The organism is Wolbachia endosymbiont (group A) of Ophion costatus, assembly GCF_963969245.1.
GTDB lineage: Bacteria > Pseudomonadota > Alphaproteobacteria > Rickettsiales > Anaplasmataceae > Wolbachia > Wolbachia pipientis.
This window is the reverse complement of the sequence record NZ_OZ017714.1, coordinates 956,621-978,544: the sequence shown is the minus strand read 5'-3', so window position 1 is coordinate 978,544 and position 21,924 is coordinate 956,621. Positions and strand designations below refer to the sequence as shown.

At 35.2% G+C, this 21,924-nt stretch carries 22 protein-coding genes; 17 read left to right on the top strand and 5 right to left on the bottom strand.

Annotation, left to right across the window (positions count from 1 at the left end):
* Positions 1-233: 233 nt before the first annotated feature.
* The gene (radC, locus tag AACH21_RS04805; RefSeq protein WP_010962534.1) at positions 234-908 is read left to right on the top strand and encodes a RadC family protein; all 675 of its coding nucleotides are present in this window, start codon (positions 234-236) and stop codon (positions 906-908) included.
* Positions 909-1,355: 447 nt separating this feature from the next.
* Positions 1,356-1,511, top strand: a complete 156-nt coding sequence (locus tag AACH21_RS04800; RefSeq protein WP_236514888.1) for a hypothetical protein — start codon at positions 1,356-1,358, stop codon at positions 1,509-1,511.
* 137 nt (positions 1,512-1,648) lie between these two features.
* On the opposite strand, the gene AACH21_RS04795 is transcribed toward AACH21_RS04800, so the two are convergent.
* On the bottom strand, positions 1,649-5,221 hold the full coding sequence (locus AACH21_RS04795) for a UvrD-helicase domain-containing protein (RefSeq protein ID WP_338482326.1): 3,573 nt from the start codon (positions 5,219-5,221) through the stop codon (positions 1,649-1,651).
* A gap of 81 nt (positions 5,222-5,302) precedes the next feature.
* Here AACH21_RS04795 and AACH21_RS04790 point away from each other — a divergent pair, with 81 nt between their 5' ends.
* The 12 genes from AACH21_RS04790 (at position 5,303) to AACH21_RS04735 (ending at position 12,934) form a co-directional block, all read left to right on the top strand.
* Positions 5,303-6,169 carry a 4-(cytidine 5'-diphospho)-2-C-methyl-D-erythritol kinase gene (locus AACH21_RS04790; protein ID WP_338482324.1) on the top strand — a complete coding sequence of 289 codons (867 nt, stop codon included), beginning with the start codon at positions 5,303-5,305 and terminating at the stop codon, positions 6,167-6,169.
* A 3-nt stretch (positions 6,170-6,172) separates the two neighbouring features.
* A complete protein-coding gene (locus AACH21_RS04785; protein ID WP_006279996.1) occupies positions 6,173-6,529 on the top strand; it encodes an Mth938-like domain-containing protein in 357 nt (118 codons plus the stop codon).
* 1 nt (position 6,530) lies between these two features.
* Positions 6,531-7,340, top strand: a complete 810-nt coding sequence (locus AACH21_RS04780; RefSeq protein ID WP_049973644.1) for a metal ABC transporter permease — start codon at positions 6,531-6,533, stop codon at positions 7,338-7,340.
* 131 nt (positions 7,341-7,471) lie between these two features.
* Complete coding sequence (locus tag AACH21_RS04775; protein ID WP_007548716.1) at positions 7,472-7,651, top strand: hypothetical protein; 180 nt, start codon at positions 7,472-7,474, stop codon at positions 7,649-7,651.
* A gap of 5 nt (positions 7,652-7,656) precedes the next feature.
* Positions 7,657-8,673, top strand: coding sequence for a DNA polymerase III subunit delta (gene holA / locus AACH21_RS04770; RefSeq protein WP_006279994.1), 1,017 nt, complete (start codon positions 7,657-7,659; stop codon positions 8,671-8,673).
* Positions 8,674-8,974: 301 nt separating this feature from the next.
* A complete protein-coding gene (locus tag AACH21_RS04765) occupies positions 8,975-9,856 on the top strand; it encodes an Rpn family recombination-promoting nuclease/putative transposase (protein ID WP_338482322.1) in 882 nt (293 codons plus the stop codon).
* 384 nt (positions 9,857-10,240) lie between these two features.
* Entirely contained in the window at positions 10,241-11,026 is a 786-nt protein-coding gene (gene dapB, locus AACH21_RS04760) for a 4-hydroxy-tetrahydrodipicolinate reductase (protein WP_006279993.1), read from the top strand.
* The gene (pstB, locus tag AACH21_RS04755; protein WP_065094809.1) at positions 11,023-11,781 is read left to right on the top strand and encodes a phosphate ABC transporter ATP-binding protein PstB; all 759 of its coding nucleotides are present in this window, start codon (positions 11,023-11,025) and stop codon (positions 11,779-11,781) included. The genes dapB and pstB overlap by 4 nt, the downstream gene beginning before the upstream one ends.
* Before the next feature lie 78 nt (positions 11,782-11,859).
* Positions 11,860-12,123: a transposase gene (locus tag AACH21_RS04750; RefSeq protein WP_265030145.1), complete on the top strand. Its 264-nt coding sequence runs from the start codon at positions 11,860-11,862 to the stop codon at positions 12,121-12,123.
* Positions 12,124-12,212: 89 nt separating this feature from the next.
* Positions 12,213-12,617: an IS3 family transposase gene (locus AACH21_RS04745; protein ID WP_338482321.1), complete on the top strand. Its 405-nt coding sequence runs from the start codon at positions 12,213-12,215 to the stop codon at positions 12,615-12,617.
* Positions 12,577-12,780, top strand: a complete 204-nt coding sequence (locus AACH21_RS04740) for a DDE-type integrase/transposase/recombinase (RefSeq protein WP_338482320.1) — start codon at positions 12,577-12,579, stop codon at positions 12,778-12,780. The genes AACH21_RS04745 and AACH21_RS04740 overlap by 41 nt, the downstream gene beginning before the upstream one ends.
* Positions 12,770-12,934 (top strand): IS3 family transposase, encoded by a 165-nt coding sequence (locus tag AACH21_RS04735; protein WP_080717614.1) that lies wholly within the window; start codon positions 12,770-12,772, stop codon positions 12,932-12,934. Before AACH21_RS04740 ends, AACH21_RS04735 begins: the two co-directional genes overlap by 11 nt.
* A 136-nt stretch (positions 12,935-13,070) precedes the next feature.
* Here the strand turns inward: AACH21_RS04735 and AACH21_RS04730 are convergent, their stop codons facing one another.
* Together AACH21_RS04730 and prfB are read right to left on the bottom strand one after the other, a co-directional pair.
* Complete coding sequence (locus tag AACH21_RS04730; protein ID WP_338482820.1) at positions 13,071-14,390, bottom strand: IS66-like element ISWen3 family transposase; 1,320 nt, start codon at positions 14,388-14,390, stop codon at positions 13,071-13,073.
* 230 nt (positions 14,391-14,620) lie between these two features.
* Positions 14,621-15,725 (bottom strand): peptide chain release factor 2 gene (gene prfB, locus AACH21_RS04725; RefSeq protein ID WP_141456981.1). Its coding sequence is split into 2 segments (ribosomal slippage): positions 14,621-15,649 and positions 15,651-15,725, totalling 1,104 coding nucleotides; the frame shifts between segments, so codons are not numbered across the junction.
* Positions 15,726-15,878: 153 nt separating this feature from the next.
* On the opposite strand from prfB, the gene mgtE reads away from it, so the two are divergent.
* Positions 15,879-17,249 carry a magnesium transporter gene (gene mgtE, locus AACH21_RS04720; RefSeq protein WP_006280192.1) on the top strand — a complete coding sequence of 457 codons (1,371 nt, stop codon included), beginning with the start codon at positions 15,879-15,881 and terminating at the stop codon, positions 17,247-17,249.
* A gap of 202 nt (positions 17,250-17,451) precedes the next feature.
* Here the strand turns inward: mgtE and AACH21_RS04715 are convergent, their stop codons facing one another.
* Both AACH21_RS04715 and AACH21_RS04710 read right to left on the bottom strand, forming a co-directional pair.
* Entirely contained in the window at positions 17,452-18,834 is a 1,383-nt protein-coding gene (locus tag AACH21_RS04715) for an IS66-like element ISWen3 family transposase (protein ID WP_007548562.1), read from the bottom strand.
* Between the two features lie 168 nt (positions 18,835-19,002).
* Positions 19,003-20,463: a TrkH family potassium uptake protein gene (locus tag AACH21_RS04710; RefSeq protein ID WP_236514849.1), complete on the bottom strand. Its 1,461-nt coding sequence runs from the start codon at positions 20,461-20,463 to the stop codon at positions 19,003-19,005.
* A gap of 141 nt (positions 20,464-20,604) precedes the next feature.
* Here AACH21_RS04710 and AACH21_RS04705 point away from each other — a divergent pair, with 141 nt between their 5' ends.
* Positions 20,605-20,775 carry a hypothetical protein gene (locus AACH21_RS04705; RefSeq protein WP_338482319.1) on the top strand — a complete coding sequence of 57 codons (171 nt, stop codon included), beginning with the start codon at positions 20,605-20,607 and terminating at the stop codon, positions 20,773-20,775.
* Positions 20,776-20,870: 95 nt separating this feature from the next.
* A complete protein-coding gene (locus AACH21_RS04700; protein ID WP_264707621.1) occupies positions 20,871-21,857 on the top strand; it encodes a hypothetical protein in 987 nt (328 codons plus the stop codon).
* The last annotated feature ends 67 nt before the right edge of the window (positions 21,858-21,924 follow it).

Here is a 21,924-nt window from a genome sequence, read left to right as displayed (position 1 = left end):
ATTTTTTGCACTATGTGCATGCACTGGGATGACACCTCTGGGCACTGCCGTCGTAAAGGAACCAGTGTCAGCTACTCGGATGACAAAGGAGGACAGTGTCTCAGCTACTTTCATGACACCATTTGCTGTCTTTAAAAATGAATGTTCTTACAATTGTGCGTCATGCGCTTTATTAAATATTTTACTTAAAAATCTAATTTCTTATTATACAAGAGATAAGCAATTCATTGATGATGAAAAATTACAAAAAGGGGCATAGAAAGCGCCTAAGAGAGAAAATTATTTTAGATAATGGACAATCATTACTTGATTATGAAGTTTTAGAGCACATTTTATATTCAGCATATAGTAGAATTGATGTAAAACCGGTGGCAAAGAGTTTGATAGAAAGTTTTGGCAGCTTAAATAAAGTTTTTAATGCTGACCTGGAAGCGCTGCAAAACGTTGATGATGTCAGCAATGCAGCGATATCTGCCATCTTTTGTGTAAAACAAGCCTTTGTTCGTTCTGCAAGAGAAGAAATAAAAAACCTGCCTGTAATCGATAACTGGGAAAAATTGCTTGATTATTTAAGAATAAGTATAGGAAGCCTCAATAAGGAAAATTTTCGTGTCATCTATATGAATAAAAAGTATCGTCTAATAGCGGAAGACCTGCAAAATATTGGTACAGTAGATCAAACTCCTCTTTATGTCAGAGAGATCATCAAGCGCGCACTTTTGATTGGTTCAACATCCATTGTAATATCTCACAATCATCCAAGCGGAGATACACAACCTTCAAATAGCGATATATCTCTCACTAGACAACTAGCAGAAGCTTGCCAAAGTATAGGAATAGAATTAATAGACCACATTATTATTACATTCAGTAGCTATTTTAGTTTCAAGGAAAATAGGTTGTTGTGAAAGCCTTTATAGCTACAGTAACTTAGATTTACCGACAATCGTCATTCCGCTACGTGTTAGCGGCTAAGAGATACCGTGACGGGATGACGTAGGGGTTGCCGAGAACTTGTCATTCCAGTGCTTGACACTGGAATGGCTTTGTTGCATCGCTACTTATGAAAGGCTAACTATAGTTAGGATTATAAGCAACCTATTGAAAATCTTGTTTTTTTGCAATCAATCTGATCAAATTTAAGAATAGTAATTTGTTATTTATATTAATAAATTTAATTCTATTGAAAATAGCTAAAGCATTGAAATTCTTGAATTTTAGCCGGATTGGTAAATGGTAGTGAAATTTCTTTTACTCAAATTTAGGTATTCATTGACCGTTCTTGTTATAAATACCAGAATAATAAGCTACTGATATTCCCTATCTTTTTTATCTTTAATCCATCATAGCTAGCGATGCAACAAAGCCCACTGGAATCCAGTTTTCTTTACAAATTCACCAAAAGTGCTTCATTCTATAACGCAAAACCCATACTCACCAAACCCAATGCATTACTTGCAATTAAGTTTCCTGGATCCCAGTGTCTGGGCACTGGGATGACACCGTCATAAAGGAACCAGTGTCAGCTACTTTCATGACACCCTTCTGGTAGGCCCAAATCGCAATGTTCGTACAGTTGTGGAATGAATCGCGGGATGACGGTTCGCGGTGGTATGACGTAGTAGCTATTTCTTGCAATCAAGTTTCGTTAAAAGTCAGATTGAATGGTTAAATCTTCCACCCAAATAACCACGCACTCTACTTGCTTGTTTGGATATATTTCTTGTACTAAGGTTTTATAGGTCAACATTTGCTTTTTTATTTCATTTAATGAGGAAACAGAAACGTTACGGTGTGACTTGTAGTCAATTATGATTGATTTATCTTGCGTTATGCATAGCCTATCTAGTCGTACTAATACTGACTTGCCATCAATTGTTCCACTCAGTGTAATCTCTGATTTGCCTTCCAAGTCAAACAAATAGCCATATTTTTCATTAAAGGCTAATATTTTACTGTAAATTTCATCCTTATCTTCGCTGATGTTATCAAGGTATTTTCTGACCCAATTTTTTCTCCTTTCTTTTTCTATCTTGGGCATATACTGCAATATGCTGTGAATAATCAGGCCTCTTGCATAACCATCTGTCATCCCAATGCTCCTTGTTGTCATTCCAGCACTCTCATCTGTCATTCCAATACCCCTGTCTGTCATTCTAATACCCCTATTTGTCATCCCAGTGCTTGACACTGGGATCCAGGCCTTTTTTTCTCCAGGTTCCAGCGTCACGCGCTGGAATGACGAAAGGGAGTGCTGAAATGATACCGAAGAGTGAGCTGACACTTGTTCTCCTTCTTTTTTACTGGATCCCAGTGTCAAGCACTGGGATGACAGGGGAGAGCGAGTAGCTGATGCTGGTTCTCCTTCTTTTTTACTGGATTCCAGTGTCAAGCACTGGAATGACATTGATAGGTTTGGTGGAAGGGAAATGACCGGAACGTCAAAGTAATCACGTTTTTTATAAATGTAAGGGTAGTTTGCATTCACGCATAATACTTCAACTTTTTCTTTAAATATTGGCCGTAAATCCCTTTGTTTCTTTTTATATGGTTCTCCGTACTTAGTGATTAGATCATACCAAGAGCCCTTTTGCACTGGCTCTTTACTTAAGATGTATAACTCATCTTCAGCACGTGTGAGTGCTACGTATAATAAACGCAAATATTCATTATAATCCTCTAGTTTTTTCTCTCTTTTTACTTGATCGCAATAAGCGTTGTTGTTTTTTCCACACCAAAATGGCACTTCTGTTCCATCAAAGATAATGCTTTCACTGTTTCTTGGCACTGTGTTTGTATCAACCAAAAATACTATGGGAGCTTGCAGACCTTTTGATTTATGAATTGTCATTATTCGCACAGCATTGCGTTCTGATTGCATATCATTCTTAATCTCCGGGTTATTCTCCTTGATCCACTGAACAAACGCTTGAAGAGATGGGTTTTCAAATTGCAACACGAGGTTCATAAATTCGTCTAGAACCTCAAAGCACTCAAGACCTAGCCTTGCAGCAAATTTCTTCTTACCTGTACGCAATATATGTGTAAATAGTGCAAGAGGAGACTCTGTGCGAGATAAGTTAATGAGATAGTTTAATTCACTGTAGATAACCACAGAATAATCGTGAATTCTTTCCCATAGTGAATGCTCTTTACGATCATATGCAATGTTAAATAAATCATCCTCGGTAAAATTGAATAACGGTGATTTTAAAGCATTTGCAAGAGCTAGATCATTTGCCTGGAGGAGTAAAAATTCGGCCAAAGCTATTAAGTCCTGCACGGCTATATAGTCCATAATTCTAAAATAATCTCGGCCTACAACTGGCACGTTTGCTTTTTTAAGTTCGCTTATTATGTAATCAACCAATACGTTTCGTTGTCGTACCAGAACCATAATGTCTCTTGGTTCTATATGGCGATCTTTAGCAACTAAAATCCGCCCTTCGTTTAACCAATTGTGAATTTTGTGGGCTATTGCCTGAGCAAGTAATCGATCTGCTATTGTATAACCTTCCTTACATATCAGAGGAATTTGTAAAGCTTGCTGTTCTTCCTCTTTACACTTTGGTAACGCTGGCCAAATTTCAATATATCCTTGATCATTTTCTCTATGTGGAACATGTTTTATTTCATTATCAACAAAAGATATTTCTGCGCGGAAGTTGTTAAATATTCTATCTACAAGCATCAAAACTTCTGGAGTTGAACGAAATGACTTTTCAAGTTGGCATGATATCCAATCTCTACCACCAGTTTTCGTATGAAAGTATTGTTGCATATAGTTGAATAGATGGGGATTTGCTCCTTGAAATCTGTATATGGATTGTTTTACGTCACCAACTACAAATAAGGTTCGCTTTTCATCATTACCGGCAAAAAATTCATCGCAGAGATTTGTTATAATTTTCCACTGGCTGATGCTATTGTCTTGTGCCTCGTCAACAAGGATGTGATCTATTTTTTGATCCAAGTTAAACAATATCCAATCTTTATAGTTTGGATTGCTAAGAAGATTTGTTGCTAAGTTGATTATATCATTGTAGTCAAGCAGTGCATTTTTTGATTTTTCACTATTATACAAATCAACATATACTTTAAATACACCAAGTAAGCTGCTGGTTCTCTTGAATATTTGATAAGAGTTCATGTCTCTTATATGGGTAAATACTACATTCTGAACGCTCTCTATTATTTGCTCTGCATCTTTGAATTTCTCCAAAATACTTTTTGTTGCAATGGATGATATGCTCTTTTTTTCGTGCGATTCTGATTTGAGAAATACCTTGGCTAGGTTTTCTATTTTGGTGTCATTCCACTTTATTCCGGTGTCATCCGAGTAGCTGACACTGGTTCTTTTTTTCTGGATCCCAGCTGGGATGACAGTAGAATAAAGTATTTCACTATAACTCTGATCTCTTTTACTGCCTTCACTTAATATCTCGGCTAGTCTTCCCACGTGCTCAGTCGTTTCACTCTGTAAATCATGAATTCCATCTGGAGCATTGAGTTTTTCTTTGATGTATTCTGAATCATTTGCTGACATCGATCTTTTTACACATAAAGTATAAAGCAAATCGCGTAGTTTATTTTCATCAATTTCAGTTGCAATAAGGTTGATATCATCCTGCACAGTTTCGTTATGAAGCACTTTATTGAATATGATGGAATGTAATTCTTTACATTCACTCAGCGTGCAATTTGGAGCAATGCCAGCTTCTATAGGAAAGCTGGAGATTAATTTGTAACAGAAAGCGTGTATGGTTTGTATAGTTAGACCAAGATTTTCCAGTTCAGAGAAAAGCCTTCTTGCTCTTGTTAAGTGACGATCAAGTGCTTCATTTTTTCTGGATCCCTCCGTTATCCCAGCACTCTCCTTTGTCATCCCAGTGCTTGACACTGGGATCCATTCTTCCTTTTTTCTGGATTCCATCGTCAAGCACTGGAATGACACCGATTCCTCACTTAAATGCAAGAGGTCTAGTTGTTCCAGATCCATTATTAATTCACTCTCTGAGCATATTGCCCACTTACTGAGTATGCTGTGAATGCGATTCTCCATTTCGTTTGCTGCAGCATTGGTGAATGTTAAGCAAAGAATATTTCTTTTGTTTTCTAATAAAAGTCTCAATACTCTGTCTATTAAGATTTTTGTTTTGCCTGTACCAGCGGACGCATTTACCCACACAGAGAAATTAGGATTTATGGCATTTGATCTCATCAGAAGTGCGAGAACCTTATAGAAGTTGACTAAAATAGCATTATACATATAATGTAAAAATAGTGTTAGTGAAGATATATAATGAAAAGTTTTTGTGTAAAGGCGCCTGCAAAAATCAATCTTTTTTTGCATGTTGTAAATAAGAAGGAAACAGGATATCACTTGATTGAGGGTTTGTTTGTCTTTGCTAATCTCTCTAATTTTTTGGAAATAAAAGTAGGTGAGAAGGATTCTAGATACGATAACTCTACAGTTGAATTTATAAACTCCGAGTCTAGAATAAATAACCAGTATAACACTGTAATGAAAGCGGTTAATCTGCTGCTTAGGCATGCTCCTGTACGCACTAAAGTCACTGTAAAGGTTGTAAAAAACATACCAATTGCTGCAGGACTTGGTAGCGGATCCTCAGATGCTGGAGCTGTGGTACGTACGCTAGGGAAGCTGTGGGAGATTGATAGGACGATTTTAAATGAAATAGCCTTAAACGTTGGTGCTGATGTTCCCACAAGCGTAGATAGCAAGCCAGTTTTTGTTAGAGGTATTGGCGAAGAATTATGCCACATTAAAAAATTCTCTTTATCTACAAATGTGGTGCTTGTGAAACCGAAAAAAAGGTTTTTGAGTACACCAGAGGTATTTTCCAAACATGAAGGAAAATTTTCTGAGCCAATTAAATGGAGCGATGACGCTGAAAAGGATTTGTTGAAGCTTCTTAAAGAGACGAGAAACGATCTTCAAGAAATAGCAATAAGCTTTGTACCTGAAATTAAGGATGTGATATCAACACTTGAGTCACAAGAAGGCTCTATACTTTCTCGCATGTCAGGCAGTGGTGTATCATGCTTTGGAATATTCGATAGTGAGGAAAATGCAAAAGCTGCTGCAGTTAATATCGGAAAAAAGCAACCAGAATGGTGGGTATGTGACACTCAATTAATAGTTTGACTTATGCCCTTAATTTCCGAGAATAAAAATCTTATAAATGGTTACAGGGAAGGAAAATTTTTGGTGAATAATAGAGAATATTGCGGCTCAATTATAATTTTTCCTGAAAAGGTGATTAAATTGAAAGAAAGTGATATAAATAGCAAGGAACATTTTAAATCTTTTTTAACAGAGGAAATAGAAATTTTGATAATAGGTACTGGTAAAACACGCAATATACTAAGTTCTTCAGTGAAGTCCTATCTTATGGAACAAAAAGGTTTAAATTTTGAATTTATGACAACAGGTTCTGCATGCAGAACCCATAATATTCTGATATCCGAAGATAGATTTGTTGTCAGTTATCTAATAGCCATATAGCATGTTTGAAATGTTTACCCAGGATTTTTTCATCAATAGTCTAGTTGCAGTAGTTGTAATTAGCCTAGTAACAGGCGCTTTAGGATCGTTTATGATATGGCAAAGGTTATCTTATCTTGGTGATAGTTTGTCCCATTCTTCGTTGCTTGGTGTTGCACTTGCTTTAATCTTTAAGATTAGCCCATCGCTTAGCATAATGCTCATTGCAATTACATTTGCTATACTACTTTCTCTTAATTTTAACAGATTATATTCTGCTGATACGATATTGAACATTGTTACCAATGTAGTTTTATCATCGAGTTTAATACTTATGTCTTTTCTTCCATCTGGCAATAATAGTATTATTAGCTCACTGTTTGGTGATATATTAACGCTCGATCAAAGTGATATAGTATTGATTTTTTTAACCTCTGCAGTAGTTACTTTGATATTAATATTTAGATGGCGTTATTGGTTAATGATTTCAATTAATCAAGATTTAGCAGTAGTTGAAAAAATTAATGTTACCTTTGTTAGACTAGAATTTTTAATCACTCTTGCTATATTTATAGCAATTGCTGCCCAATTAATAGGAATATTACTTATTGCTGCATTTTTGCTAATACCAGCAGCATCTGCAAGGCTCATTTCGAAAACTCCGATGCAGATGATTATTGTTGCAACAGTTTTTTCTGTGATCTCTGGGATATCAGGTCTCATGTTATCTGCAAGTTTTGATTTGTTAACTGGACCTGCAATTATACTTGTTGCAGCCGTATATTTAATTATCGCTTATTTTATAAGGCTAGTATTAAGCAGGTTGGCTTAATTTTAATCTCGAATGTTAATAATTTTGTAATATACTCATTATAAAACATCACTATCTTAGCACAAAATAGTTTTTGCTATACTATTATTTATATGCTAATGATAAGTTGTTAATTTTATGGAGTAAGCAATATGAGCGAAGAAGGATTTTTTTCCAAATATATATCTCAACCTGTGAAAAAATTTTATAATTATATTACAGGAAAAACAGAAGAGTCGGATAATGTGCAGAGTACGGCAGATGATATTGTACAAGAAAGCTCAGAGTCTTTGGACACTCATGTACAATCAAATGAGAATGATATCATATAGGTGGCATGAGGGTTACACCATCCAAAGTTAAAAGATTCCTAGAGAAACCTGATGCTTTACGTGGTGTGTTAATTCATGGAAGTGATAACAGTAGGGTTGATTTTTATGTACAAGAAATAATTGCCAGTTTGGATGAGTATTCAGTTCAGGTGATGGATTTTGCAATAGTGAATAAGTCACCCGGTTTACTATTTTCTGAATTGGCAAACATTTCGATGTTTACCAGCAAAAAATTAATTAAACTGATAAATGTGAGTGGAGGTATATCCAAAGAGTTAAAAAACGTATTGGATTATAATGCAAGTGGTCATTATGTAATGATGACAGCAACTGATCTTCCACACAATTCTGCAACCAAAAGTTATATGGAGAGTTCAAAAATTTTTGGTGTGATTGCTTGCTATAAAGACAGCAACAGCAATCTTTATGATATTATATCAAGTTACTTAAAACAAAATGATATAAAATGCACAAATGAGATAATCTACCATTTGCAATCTTACTTTAATCATAGCAAGCTGCCTATATGTTCAGAACTTGAGAAGTTAGTTTTATACTTAGGGGAGAGAAAAGACCTAAAACTTACTGATATAGAATTATGCTTTTCAACTTCCGGCAACGACTATGCTACACTTGATGATCTATGCTCTGCCATAGCAAGTAAAGATATGTCGCGTTTCATTAGAATTTCTGATGCATTGATATCGCAAGAAAATTTTTCACCGATAGCACTAATTCGCATTATATCAAATTATTTCCTACGCCTTGAAACCGTTTTGCTGTCAGTGCAAGGTGGAATGAGTGAGCAGGCTGCGATTGATCAGCTAAGCCCTCCATTGTTTTTTAAACAATTGCAGAGTTTTAAATCTCATTTGAAAAGTTTGCAACTTTCAGAACTTAAGAAGATCTTGGAAAAATTGATAAGCTTAGAAGTTACCTGTAAAAAAACTGACTTGGATCATAAAATGATTTTTCAACAGGTGATTTGTCATATTACAAATACAGTTACTTGCTATAGCTAACAAAGATAAGGTGTAACCAGACTGCATTCTGTGATTTTAGCAAAACACGATCTTTCATTTGAGCTTTCTTCAATTTAAAATAAATACAGAAAATTGCTGCCTATAGCTAAAGTAACTTAGGTTCACCGACAATCGTCATCCCGCTACTTGTTAGCGGAATCTATGCCGAGATACCGCGAATGAATCGCGGTATGACGGTTCGTGGCGGTTATGACGTGTTAGCTATAGCTATCTTCAAAAATATGGTTGAATAATTGTTAATAATAGTGTATAATTATTAATATTTTTAAGCACTTTGGCTATGGCTCTTTCAAAATTTCTCGATCCTCGCAATGATTTGTGTTTCAAAAAAATCTTTGGAACGGAAAAAAATAAGAATATCCTTATTCACTTTTTGAACGATATTTTAGGGTTTACTGAGATAAATGCAATACAAGAAGTTGAATTCCTCAGTACTATTATGGATCCCGAAGTTGCCTCTGATAAACAGAGTATTGTTGATGTTCTCTGCAAGGATTCTATTGGTAATAGGTTTGTGATTGAGATGCAGCTTGCTCGTGATAAAGGTTTTGAGAAACGTGCCCAACTGTATGCTGCTAAGGCTTACTCAAGACAATTAGATAAATCTGGCAACTACATTGATTTAAAGAAAGTCTTCTTTATTGCTATTTCCAATTGTAACTTACTTCCTGAAGAAGTTGATTATATCTCTACTCATAATATACGTGATATAAAAACCAACGGCCATTACTTAAAAGATTTGCAATTTATCTTTATAGAATTGCCCAAATTTTCAAAAAGTAAAGTAGAGCAGCTAGAAAGTACAGTAGAAAGGTGGTGTTTCTTTTTTAAATACGCAGAAGAAACAACAGAAGAGGACTTAAAAGAGATAGCAGAAAAAGCACCAATAATAAAGCTAGCATATGATGAATTAGACAAGTTTCGTTGGAACGAAAAAGATTTAGTAGCTTACGAAGAAAGGATAATGGATCTACGCAAAAAAGAAGCCATTCTTGAATACAGACTTGATCTTGCTGAAGAGAAAGGTAGAGAGGAAGGTAGAAAAGAAAGGGAAATTGAAGTCACAAAAGCAATGCTGGCTAATAATGTTGATGTCAACACTATTGTCAAGTTTACTGGCCTTTCTATTAGTGAGATTGAAGAATTAAGTGGAAATCTGTGAACGGTTACACTTGGAAAACCTTTGTGGCATAATTTAAGTGGGCAGCGTAGTCTACGATTACCGCATAATTTACTATATAGATATTCCAGAACATACAGACTTCAATTGAACACAGAAAAGATTCTTATCAAAGTTAATTACCCTTATTATCAATAACTATTAGCTACAGACCAGTTCTTGTTAAGTTACAGTAAAGAAATGAGTCATATATAGCTAAACTGACTTACGACAATTTGAAAAACCATCATTCCGCTACGTGTTAGCGGGATCTATGCCGAGATACCGCTAATGAATCGTGGTATGACGTGTTAGCTATAGAATATAGATCAGAAGTGACAGAGCTTAAAAAAAGGCCTAACATTCTTAATAAACGTAAAAAGCTTTATGAAAATCAGAGTTGGAGTAATAGGCTGCTTAGGCAGGATGGGCAAGAAAATACTCAATGAATTAATTACAAATACCAAAGTGGAAATAGCAGGTGCTGTTGCCCGTTCAGGCAGTAAGTACATAGATTCAGATATTGGACCAATTATAGCCAATCTAGGAATTAAAGTTACAAGTTCTATTAGTGGCATATTTGAGTTATCCGACGTTGTAATAGATTTTACAACTAAAGAATGTATGTTAGACTGCCTTAAAGCAGCTGTAAAATTTAAAACACCGCTGGTTAGTGGCACAACTGGAATAGAAGGTGTCGATTTGAAAGAATATGCTGCTGAAGTTCCAATATTATGGTCAGCAAATATGAGTGTTGGGGTTAATGTGTTGCTGAAATTGGTAAAAAAAGCTGCTGAGCTTTTAGGTAATGAATATGACGTTGAGATTTGGGAAATGCATCATAACTTAAAAAAGGATTCACCATCTGGAACAGCTATAGAACTTGGCAAAACAATTGCTAACGCTTCAAAAGTGGATTTTCAATCCAATCAATATTTACATAGTGGTTCAAACATAAGAAAAAAGGGGGGAATAGGTTTTGCGGTATCTCGTGGAGGTGGAGTAATAGGAGATCACAGCGTGATGTTTGTCAATTCTGATGAACGGATAGAACTAAACCACAAAGCAATTGATCGCACAACATTTGCTAGAGGAGCTGTTCAAGCAGCAGTATGGCTATACGAAAATAAAAGAGAAATTCCGGGGCTCTATTCAATGCAGGATGTGATATGAGCAATACACGTGCCTCTGTTAAAGATTTAAATCTCTGGTACGGCTCTAAGCAAGTTTTATTCGATATAAATTTGAATATTTATAAAAGAAAAGTTACTACTTTTATCGGACCATCCGGGTGCGGTAAATCAACATTTTTGCGTTGTTTTAATCGTATGAATGACTATGTACCTGGATGCAAAACTGTTGGTGAATTAGATATCGATGGGCTGGGTGATATATATTCACGCGATATGGATGTTGTGCTACTCAGAGCAAAAGTTGGCATGGTATTTCAAAAGCCAAATCCTTTTCCAAAATCAATATACGACAATGTTGCTTATGGACCAAAACTGCATGGTATGGCGAAGGATAAGCAAAAATTGAATGAGATGGTGGAAAATAGTTTAACCAAGGTTGGTTTATGGGAAGAATTGAAAGACAGATTGCAAGATAGTGCACTCAATTTATCCGGTGGCCAACAACAGAGGCTATGCATCGCTCGCGCAATTGCAGTGAAGCCAACTATTTTATTAATGGATGAACCGTGCTCTGCTCTTGATCCAATGGCAACCAATGCAATCGAAAATCTTATACAAGAGCTGAAATTAAGATTTACTATAATTATGGTGACTCATTCAATGAAGCAAGCTAAAAAGTTATCTGATAGTGTAATTTTCTTTCATAATGGCAGAATTGTTGAGTCTGGAAGCACTCAAGAAATATTCGAAAATGCTCAATCTCCCTTAACAAAGGAGTATATCCTGGATCATTAAATTTCTGACCTTACCCAGAAAAAGTGGAGAGAAAGAAAAGAGTTTTTTTGGGTAAAATAAAATTTTGGAGGATTAGAAATGGTAAGAGAATATACAGCAGAATTCAAATTGGAAGCTGTTAAACTGGCAAATGAACAAAGAAAGGCAGGTCAAACAATTACAAAAATAGCAAAGGATTTAGGAATAAAGGGTGGTTTATTAGGAAAATGGATAAAGAAACACAACGAAAAAAAGTCGGCAGCAGATGCATTTCCAGGTAGAGATAACATGGCTCCTTACGACAAAGAGAGATTTGATTTACAGAAAGAGTTAGCAAAAGTAACAAGAGAAAGAGACATTTAAAAAAAAGCCCTGGCCAGTCAAAAAGAGTAAAATATTTTTTCATAAAAGAGCATAGTAAACACTATAAAGTGCAGGAATTATGTAGGGTTTTGAATGTATCTGCTAGTGGCTACTATAAGTGGACTACAAGGAAAATAAGCAGTAGAGAATCAGCAAATAAAGAGTTATTAGCAGATATTCAAAAAATATATCAAGCTTTTAAATGTAGATATGGAGCTCCTAAAATTCATGCTGAATTGAAGGCTTTGGGTAAAAGTTGCAATTTGAAAACGGTGCAAAGTATTATGCAGAAAAATGACATCAGGGCTATACTGAGAAGAAAGTTTAAAATTAAAAAACAACAAACAGATAATAGAGCTGTAGCTCCCAATATACTAGATCAAAACTTTATTGTTGATCAACCAAATAAAGTATGGGATTACTTACATCAAAACCAAGGAGGGATGGCTATATTTGGCAGCAATAATCGATCTATATTCACGCATGGTAGTTAATGAGCAGTTCATAAATAAACAATTGGTTATGGACTCTTTATTAATGGCTGTTAACAAGCGTAAACCTGCCAAAAATCTACTATTACATAGTGATCAAGGTTCACAATATACTTCGCAAGGTTATCAATATCTCTTATCCATAAAAAACATAGATGAGTCATAAAGGTTGTTGTTACGACAATTCTGTTGTGGAAAGCTTCTTTAGCTCATTGAAAAGAGAAATACTTATTGATACTTCACAACACTCTGCTCAACAAACTAGAACTGCAATATTTGAATACATAGAAATTTTTTATAACAAACAACGTCACTATTAACTATTGCATTCCAGAACAATTTGATGCATCATTCTTTTTGTAAAAAACATTCCAAACTTTCTCTCCACTTTTTCTGGGTAAGGTCACTTCTTTATTAACTGTACTTAATATTTCTGTATCCGTTCAGGAGAGTGGTTTAAGAAACAATAGATAGGAGATTTTGGAAAGGATTGAGACCCCTTTGTTTCCAAGTTAAGTATAATGAAATTATCCGCTCAAGGAATGTATTTCCCCGCTTTGATTGTGTAAAATATGAGTTTTTGCGATAAACGACATAATGCCGAATTTGCCGTTCAGCGTGGTTATTTGTCAGCGGAATATTTTCTGGGTCATCTAAAAATTTCCACATCATTCTTTCAGATCTCAGAACATTTTTTGCAACTCGAGAGGCTCCAATTGCTTCAGGTAAACGAGATATCTCCTTCAAGTAATACTTTGTACGTTTTCTTAATTTTCTGGCACGTCTGACAAACCTCAAAACATCTATCTCACTTTTTAGTAAAGCTTTTTTTAGTGCAAATAATTCAGTGGCCACGTTTCTCAAGTAACAACCCAGAACTTTAACTTCAATATTCCAACTATGTGCTAATCTTTCAAAATCTCTTGATAAATGTGCCCAACAGATTTGCCTGTTTTTATCGGCAAAATAATTGTATGCTGCATACCTGTCAGTTATTACCAAGCTATTGCGATTGCAGAATTTACTATTTTGTAAAACTTTCATTCCTCTTGACTCTGTAAATTTTACAAAACTTGCCGTATTGCTTGCAAACATCCAACACCAAGCGAGTTTACCTTTGTTATAATGGCTCGTTTCATCAATATGTAGAACTTTACTCCTACTTATCTCTTGTTCGATCTGCTCATACATTTTTTTGCATTTTGAAGCAACTCTATGTTCACTATTTGATATGCTACCGACGCTTATGTTCAAATTGAAGATATCATTTACGACACTCGCTATTTCGCGTTTTGAATTTTTGTAGAATCCGCTGAACGCTGCAATTATTGACTTAACCCTTGGACCAAATGTATCTGGCGTAACACCTTCCGGTAACTTGCTACTTCTTCTCTTTCCGCATCTCCGACAACGGCCATGTTCTAACTGATATTCCACTACATAAGGCTTGATTTCTGGAAGATCAACTTTCTGATGAATATATGGTTTTTCACATATTGCAATTTCTCCTCCGCATTCGCAAGTATTAGGCAACTCTATCTTTACTACTTTATCTGCATCCATGTTGGCGCGAAAACTTCCTTTATGACCAACCTGACCGCCAATATTCCTTTCGCTTTTCGGCTTATTCTTTTTTATTTTATACAACTCTTTGGAACTTGGTATTGATGAATTTTTTGAGCTTAAACCGAGTCTTTCTCTTAACTCAGCATTTTCTATCTTTAAAGCCTTATTTTCTGCTTTTAAGTTTTCTATCTCTGCTTTCAGTTTTTCTATTTTTTGCTGTAAATTTTTGCAAAGTTCTCAAAGGTTTACCACATTACCTCACTTTTGCTCTATGATTATCTTCTTAGATCACCTTGTCTACCTTATTCTGCCACTCCGCTGAACGGATACATATTTCTTCCCATTGCTTATAGTTCATTGCAATAACTTTACCTCTAATTTTAAATAGTATTTTTAATTATCACCTATCACAGCAAGTAAAGTCAACTCCAAATGAATTCTTAATTTTGCTTAGTAAGCACACTAACTATGAAACAATCTATATTACCATCAAAAACAGAATTTATATTGCCCACTTCATGTCCGGTTCTTAAATCCTTCACCATTTGATATGGATGCATAACGTACGATCTGATCTGATTGCCCCAGCCTATATCGCATTTTTTACCATATTCTTCAGCCATCTTTTGTTCTTTCTTTTCCAGTTCAATTTGGTATAAACGTCCTTTAAGTAATTTCAATGCCTCATCTTTATTTCTGTGTTGAGAACGACCATTTTGGCATTGAACTACAACACCAGTTGGAATATGCGTAATGCGTACTGCACTTTCAGTTTTGTTCACATGCTGACCGCCTGCTCCGGAAGCACGATAGGTGTCGATCTTTAGATCCTTTTCATCCACAGCAATATCAATTGAATCTTCTATCACTGGAGTTACTCCTACACTTGCAAAACTGGTATGACGTTTACCATTTGCATCAAATGGCGATATTCTAACCAGCCTGTGAATTCCACTTTCACTTTTTGCCCACCCATAAGCTTTTTCTCCAACGATTTTTATCATTGCAGACTTTATACCAACTGACTCTCCTTCTAATTTTTCTACAACTTCAACTTTAAAGTTGTGATAAATTTCTGCCCACCTTATATACATGCGCATCAGCATTTCAGCCCAATCATTGCTCTCGGTTCCGCCAGCTCCTGAGTGGATTTCTAAAAAGCAGTTATTATTATCTGCTTCACCAGTAAATAAGGACTCTGTTTCTTTATACTTGATTAATTTCTCTAGCTTAGCTAATTCATTTTCAACTTCAGAGAAAAATTCTTCATCATTTTCATCAATAGCAGACTTCATTAAGCTGATGGCATCGTTGTAATCGCTTTCCAGCTTTAAAAACGACTCTACGTCATTCTTAATTTTAGAACGTTCTTTTAAAACTTCTTGTGCTTTTTGGTTATCTTGCCATAGGTCATCATTCGACGCTTGGGAGTCAAGCTCTTCAAGACGCAACTTTAATTTTTCTATGTCAAAGACACCTCCTGATAAGAGAAATACTTTTATTTAAGCTTTGAAAGTGTTCAAGAATTTCTGGATAAGTTTTCATTATACTTTAGATTTTAATATATTTACTATCAATAACAATAACAGTAAACAAAATAGAAATTTAACCATATGATAGTTAATTTAAATAATTTCATTATACTTTAATGTTTAAGGAAATCAAGCGCGTATATTTATTAAAAAACAAGGTAAAGTAATGAATATTGAAATAAGTTCCCATTATGGTTTAGACAAAAAGGCTATTGATGACTTAATAGAGTCACTTGATAACGAGGAGCTAGAGAATGTTCGTAATATTGTAAAAACGATAGACAGTGTTCAGTTAGCTTATTTTTTATCTACTTCGATCAGTGATCACAGGGAGAAATTAGTTAATATCCTCGATCAACATTTGTTAAGTGATGCCCTAGTGCATGTAGTGCCAGATTTACAAATAGAGATCATAGAAACATTGGGAATAGAAAATACAGCAAAGTTACTAATGCTCCTTGATGTAGAAGATATAGTAACCATAGTGAAAGATTTAGATAGAAAGTCTGTAGAAAATATACTTTACTATTTGCCCAGCAAAACTCAGAAATCGGTAGAGGAGTTGCTATCATATCCAGAAGAAAGTGCAGGAAGGTTAATACATAAAGATATGGTTATAGCTCCATATTATTGGACAATAAATCAACTGACAGAATTTGTGTGCAACTATAAAAAAATACCAGAAAAATTTCACCAGATATTCATTATCAACTCAAAATTAGAGCCTATAGGCAGTGTTAATTTAAATAAGGTAATATCTCACTCAGGAGACACAATAATAAAAGAGATAATGGATCATGACATAAAAATCATTAAAACTGGAATAGACCAAGAGGAAGTAGCAAGAATATTTAAAGATTACTCTCTATTATCGGCTCCGGTAGTAAATAAGAATGGTAAAATTATTGGTGTGATCTTAATTGAAGATGTGATAAAAGTTGTTCAACAAGAAACAGAAGAGGATGTACTCAAAATAAGCGGTGTATCTTCTAAAGCCGATATAAATGCCCCTATACATAAAACTATAATTAAAAGGCTACCTTGGTTACTGTTTAACCTCTTAGCTGCAACAATGTGTTCCATAGTAGTTGGCTTTTTCGATGATGTAATAAAAAGTTTTATAGTGCTGCCAATAATCATGCCGATAATTGCATCAATGAGCGGAAATGCAGGATCCCAAACAGTAACGCTAACCATCCGGGCAATCGCAACAAAATATCTAACTGAGCAAAATGCAAAAAGAATACTGATGAAAGAATTTTTAATAGGTCTTATAAACGGGGTGATCTTATCTACTATTTCATTAGTAGTGTTAGCAATAAGGTTTCACAACTTCAAAGTGGAGATGATTTTTGTGGTCTCCATGATTATGATGTCAATTATTGCAACGTTCATCGGAACTTTCATTCCTATAATGCTTCATCGCTTAAAGTCTGACCCTGCCGTTTCTTCTTCAATCCTAACATCGGCAACAACTGATATTCTCTCAGCTTTTATATTTCTTGGTTTAGCTACGATCTTTTTATTAAATAGCTAATACTATCTATAGCTATACCGCCGCGAACCGTCATGCCGCGATTCATTCGCGGTATCTCTTAGCATAGATCCCGCTAACAAGTAGCGGGATGACGAGAAAGGGGCTACTTGGATGACATTCTTCCTGGTGTGCCCAAATCACAATGTTCGTACATCTGTGGATTTATTCGCGGTATAGATATGTATCCGTTCAGGAGAGTGGTTTAAGAAACAATAGATAGGAGATTTTGGAAAGGATTGAGACCCCTTTGTTTCCAAGTTAAGTATAATGAAATTATCCGCTCAAGGAATGTATTTCCCCGCTTTGATTGTGTAAAATATGAGTTTTTGCGATAAACGACATAATGCCGAATTTGCCGTTCAGCGTGGTTATTTGTCAGCGGAATATTTTCTGGGTCATCTAAAAATTTCCACATCATTCTTTCAGATCTCAGAACATTTTTTGCAACTCGAGAGGCTCCAATTGCTTCAGGTAAACGAGATATCTCCTTCAAGTAATACTTTGTACGTTTTCTTAATTTTCTGGCACGTCTGACAAACCTCAAAACATCTATCTCACTTTTTAGTAAAGCTTTTTTTAGTGCAAATAATTCAGTGGCCACGTTTCTCAAGTAACAACCCAGAACTTTAACTTCAATATTCCAACTATGTGCTAATCTTTCAAAATCTCTTGATAAATGTGCCCAACAGATTTGCCTGTTTTTATCGGCAAAATAATTGTATGCTGCATACCTGTCAGTTATTACCAAGCTATTGCGATTGCAGAATTTACTATTTTGTAAAACTTTCATTCCTCTTGACTCTGTAAATTTTACAAAACTTGCCGTATTGCTTGCAAACATCCAACACCAAGCGAGTTTACCTTTGTTATAATGGCTCGTTTCATCAATATGTAGAACTTTACTCCTACTTATCTCTTGTTCGATCTGCTCATACATTTTTTTGCATTTTGAAGCAACTCTATGTTCACTATTTGATATGCTACCGACGCTTATGTTCAAATTGAAGATATCATTTACGACACTCGCTATTTCGCGTTTTGAATTTTTGTAGAATCCGCTGAACGCTGCAATTATTGACTTAACCCTTGGACCAAATGTATCTGGCGTAACACCTTCCGGTAACTTGCTACTTCTTCTCTTTCCGCATCTCCGACAACGGCCATGTTCTAACTGATATTCCACTACATAAGGCTTGATTTCTGGAAGATCAACTTTCTGATGAATATATGGTTTTTCACATATTGCAATTTCTCCTCCGCATTCGCAAGTATTAGGCAACTCTATCTTTACTACTTTATCTGCATCCATGTTGGCGCGAAAACTTCCTTTATGACCAACCTGACCGCCAATATTCCTTTCGCTTTTCGGCTTATTCTTTTTTATTTTATACAACTCTTTGGAACTTGGTATTGATGAATTTTTTGAGCTTAAACCGAGTCTTTCTCTTAACTCAGCATTTTCTATCTTTAAAGCCTTATTTTCTGCTTTTAAACTTTCATTCTCTTTTTCCAATCTTTCTATTTTTGCTTCTAACCTTTCTATTTTTTGCTGTAAATTTTTGCAAAGTTCTAAAAGGTTTACCATATTACTTCACTTTTGCTCTATGATTATCTTCTTAGATCACCTTGTCTACCTTATTCTGCCACTCCGCTGAACGGATACATAGATATCGCTAACGAGTAGCGGAATGACGGTTTTTCAAATTGTCGTAAGTCAGTTTAGCTATAATATCAAATTTCACAACTTCACCAACTATTTCTTTCTATTAAATAAGAATAAATTACCTATACAAAAATAGATTGGCAATATTTCAAGTCTGCCAAGCAGCATTAAAAACGATAGAAATAATTTTACTTCATTACTGAAAGAGGAATAATTACCCGAAGGGCCTATTAAATTACTAAATCCCGGGCCAGAGTTTGTAAGCGTTGCAGAGACTGAACTGATGCTAGTTATAAAGTCTGCATTGCTTAAGTAAGACATCACTATTGATGAAATGGTAAACGTTAACATGAAAATTGCAAAAAATATAAAGACAGAGTGAACTTCATCATTCTCCAGAATTTTTCCATTGAATTTTACTCCATTGTCTGCATCAGGGTTTAATAAAAGGTAAAAGTAATTTCTTATAGACCTTAAAAGAACAATCAAGCGGAAGATTTTGACACCACCACTTGAAGAACCACTACATCCACCAACAAAGGTTAGAAAAAAAGCTAAGACTGAAATGAAACTCCAATCTATATGATTACAGATTGCATAACCAGTTGACGTAATTAAAGAGGTGATGGTAAATGTGCTGCATCTAAATGATAATGACACTCCTAAATCAACATTTTTATACAACCAAAAACAAGCAAATAAAGATGAAACAATAGCTATCTTAACAAAGTAAGAGACCTGTTCATCATAGCAAATGTCTAATCGTCTTATAATTTTTAAATAGCTAAGAAAAGGCAGAGAACCCAAAATCATAAAAATGATCGTTATGACTTCTAACATAGGGTTATTGTAGTGCCCTATAGAATCGTTATAGTTAGCAAATCCACCAGTTGATACAGAGGACATTCCGTGGCATATTGCATCAAATAGTGGCATACCAGCTAGATAATAGGAAAATATGCATAACAAAATTAAGCCATAATATATTGCCGTAACATGAATCACTACGCTTCGCGTGTTCGGCAACTTCCTTTTGGTAGCATCTGAATATTCAGAATAAAGTAAATTATTTAGGCTGAGAACCTTAAACATAGGAAAAACTGCAATTCCTAAAGTGATTACACCAAAACCCCCCATGCCATGTAGCATTGCTCTCCATAGCAGTATTCCTGGAGATTGTTTTTCAATATCATTAAATATAGTTGCTCCTGTGGTTGTGATGCCAGATATCGTTTCAAACAATGCATCAACATAGCTCAGATTATCAAAATAGAAAGGAATAGCTGCAAACAGAGACAAGGCAATCCAGGTGCAACTAGTAATCGCAAAAATTGCTGGCATTCCATGCAATCTACTTAATTTACCGAGTAAAATAAAAATTGCGCCAGATGTGCAGGTAATTATGAATCCAGCGAGGAAATTTTTCCATTCGTAGCTGAGATACTTATTGGTAATAGCAGGAATAAGCATTGCTAAGCTAAACAGCAATAGGAATATTCCCACAATAAATACAATTGAACGCAAATTTTGTAAACGTTGATGATTTTTCATAGAGTTACTTCCTCGCTATACAAAGCCATAAAAGCTACTCTAACGTCAAGCATTTTGTTGGCCTTTATTAACAGTTATTAACAACATACTTGATTTACTTGTAAATATGTGTGATAATTAAATTTTTATTAGAGGTAAGATATGGTTGAATTAACTGATGCACAAGAAAAAATTCTAGGTTCATTAAGACAGGCAGTCTGGGATGGCAATTTTCAAAAAGTCCAGGACATATTCAACAATGGTGAACATAATGATATACAAGCAGTTTTGAACCACGAGGGGACTTTGACTAGTAACAAAGGTACCATTTAGATTTTGTTATTGACTGTTCTGAAGCTAGCGTTAACACTAAAGTCGAGATCATTGAACTAATTTGGGAGGAAGCTGATCAAAAAACTCGTGATTTTTTGTGTGATTACAAGGTAACAAAATCTTTTGAAGATCAACCATATTTTACGGATACAATAGATGATCTTAAACGCTTTCAAGGAAAATTTGACCCTCATAGCACAGAATATTTTGCTCTTGTACAAGTTGTTCAAAAAATAGAAGATCACAAGTGGGTAATGGATCTTGATTCCAACTTACAAGAAGCAATAGAAAACCTTGATATTGATCAAGTTAAAGCAGCATTAGAGAATTGTGGTGAAGATGTAGAAAGGGTTTTAGAGCGAGAGGTATATTGGAGTAGTGGAAGAGTAGATGCCCTTTTAGTTTATCCTCTGAAAGTTGAATATAGTGAAGAATTGAACCAAGAAGATGTGGAAAAGATAAAAGAAAGCTTTAAATTAATGTTTGATGCTGCTTCTCCAGGGCTCCTTGGGTTCGAGCCCAATGGAAATAACTATGTAATGGATAAACTTACATGTGCACAAAAACGTTTTGCTAAAATACCTGGAGTAGGTGAGCAATGCTTTCAAGATTTGATTCAAGAATTTGAGGAAAAACTTAGTAAAAATGAACTAGATAATGCCAAGATTAATGATCAGATAGCATGGGATAAAGAGTATGCGACTCGATTTTCACAAGAAATCAATCAGGATCCGTCTGAGAATGATGATCTTAACTTTATAGATGACACTGATCTAGATCAAAACACCGTAAACTCTGCACCAACTGCAGACAACAAAACCCCAGAAAAAAACGATACAAACTTCTGGAGTGAACACAAAGGGAAGATCGCTCTGGGCGTTGTTGGACTATGCGTAGTTGGTGCTATTGCAGCCTATGTGCTGGCATATCCTGTAGTTGCATTAGTTTTAGAAGTTTTAGCAGTTTCAGCATTGGCTGTACTAGCTTATATTGGAGGAGTTTGTGAGAAATCAGAAAGCCCAAATACGAAAAGCTCGGACCCGGTTGTTTCTGGGGTGTTGCAACAACGCAGAACTGTCTAATTAGTAATCCATTGTCATCCCAGCGCGCCGCGCTGGGTCTGACTACGCTAGAACAAAGAATATAAAA